Below are 2,128 nucleotides of genomic sequence, written 5' to 3'. Positions count from 1 at the left end.
GGTCGAGGGCCACACAGATAGTAGGCCGCCTCCTGCGTCGGCGTGTTGGCGACGATCCAATCCATGCTGATGAAACCCTGTTCATCGTAGTCGCGCCCCTGAACGTCGGCCGGCTCAGGGGCGTTGTAATAGGTGCGCAGCGTGATGTTGCGAGCTTGAGCGGCGAGGGCCCGGGAATGATCGCGCATCGCGTGGACGCGGCCGTTCTCGGCGCCGTGAATGTACCATGTCGGCCGGCCACCGCCGGAACCGGCAATGGTCTCCAGCATGCTCATCATCGGGGTCAGCCCGACCCCACCGCTCAGCAGCACGACCGGCCCGGCGGACGCCTCGTCGAGGAAGAATTCGCCGGCCGGGGGCGCCACCTTCAGCGTTGTGCCCGGCTTGGCGTGATCGTGCAGCCAGTTGGAGGCCAGACCCGCCGGCCTGCCCGAGCCCACCTCCCGCTTGACGCTGATGCGGTAGGACCGGGAATCCGGAGCGGAGGAGATGGAATAGTTGCGCTTCAGCGCACCGGCTCCCGGCACATCCAACGCGAAGGTCAGATACTGACCGGGGCGGTGGCGGATCACACCGCGCCCGTCTGCTGGAACCAGGATGAAGGAGCGGATGATGTCGCTCTCCGGCGTCACGCTCTCCACCGTGAAGTCGCGCCAGCCGTTCCATCCGCCCGGCGCTGCGGCGAGCCCGGCGTAGACGCTGGCCTCCCGTGCTTTGAGCACGTCCGCCAGAAACCAATAGGCCTCACCCCAGGCGTCGAGGACCTCGTCGGTCGCGGCGTCGCCCAGCACGTCCTTGATTGCGCCCAGCAAGGCATCGGCGACATAGGGGTAATGTTCGGGCAGGATGTTCAGCCCGACATGCTTCTGCGTGATCCGCTCCACCCGCGAAGCCAGCACACCCAGGTTGTCGATGTTGCGGCCATAGGCGATGATCGCCGCCGTCAGCGCCTTGGACTGCGACCCGGTCTCGCCATGATGAGATTGATTGAACAGGTCACGGATTTCCGGGGTGCGGAACAATCGCTGATACATGCGGTCGGTGACCGCGGTACCGCCTTTCTCCAGAGCGGGAACCGTGGCCTTGACGATGTCGATGGTTCGGTTGCTGAGAGCCTCCGCCATGGATTGCCTCCGTGCTGTCATGGCGATTCAACCCTTCGCCAATTCAACCGGTTCCGACAATTTCCCCGGAACCGGACCGACCTCAAATGGTTACGATTGCCCAAGCACAGGCCGTCAACGGCGCTGGAGTTCCTGCTGCGGAAGCGGCGTCCATGCGCTATATTTCGGGGTACGAAGCGCGCGTACGCTTCTTCATGCCAAGGATTGTTGGCGTGACGAACCGCCTGGGAACCGTGGCTGATGCCCGCTGCCGACACCGATGCCCTGCAACCGTCCGCCCTGCGCGACGCCGACCATCTGACCGCGATCGTCGATCTCAACGAACGCCTGTTCTTTGCCCGTGACCTGCCGACCGTGGTCTCCGTCCTGCGGACGGCGGCCCGCCGCCTGACCGGCGCCGACGGCGTCACCATCGTGCTGCGCGACGGCGACCTGTGCCATTACGTCGAGGAGGACGCGATCAGTCCGCTGTGGAAGGGGCAGCGGTTCCCCATGGGCACGTGCATCTCCGGCTGGGCTATGCTGACCGGACAACCGGCGGTCATTCCGGACATCTACGCCGATCCACGCATCCCACACGAAGCCTATCGCCCCACCTTCGTGCGGAGCCTTGTCATGGTGCCGGTCGGCGCGCCCGAGCCCATCGCCGCCATTGGTGCGTATTGGGCGACGCGGCACACGCCCGACACGGGCACCGTCACCCTCCTGCTGGCGATCGCCCGATCGGCGGCCCTAGCGCTGTCCAACGTCCGCCTGCTTGAATCGTTGCAGGAGACGGCCGAAGCCGCACGGACACAGGCCAAGGAACTGGCGCGGGCCAACGCGGCGCGCACCCGGCTCCTTGCGACGTTGAACCATGACCTGCGCCAACCGGTCCATGCCCTGACCCTCGCCACCCACGCCCTGTCGTCCCGGGTCACAGCCCGCGGGGAAATCTACGTGTCGACGATGAAGCACTGCCTGGGCGTGGTGAAGCGACTGATGGATGGCGTGCAGGACTTGGT

At 65.8% G+C, this 2,128-nt stretch carries 2 protein-coding genes; one reads left to right on the top strand and one right to left on the bottom strand.

Annotated features, from left to right (window positions below; translation table 11 throughout):
* Positions 1 to 1,124 (bottom strand): NO-inducible flavohemoprotein (hmpA, locus tag Q4I23_RS32335; RefSeq protein WP_498528955.1); only part of this gene is annotated, 1,124 nt, incomplete at its 3' end.
* A 240-nt stretch (positions 1,125 to 1,364) separates the two neighbouring features.
* Between hmpA and Q4I23_RS32330 the strand changes: the two genes are divergently transcribed.
* Positions 1,365 to 2,128 (top strand): GAF domain-containing protein (locus Q4I23_RS32330; protein WP_498528954.1); only part of this gene is annotated, 764 nt, incomplete at its 3' end.

Source organism: Azospirillum sp. UFLA03-27 (genome assembly GCF_059803775.1).
Note: the sequence above shows the minus strand (reverse complement) of the source record. Positions and strands in the feature narration are given on the sequence as shown.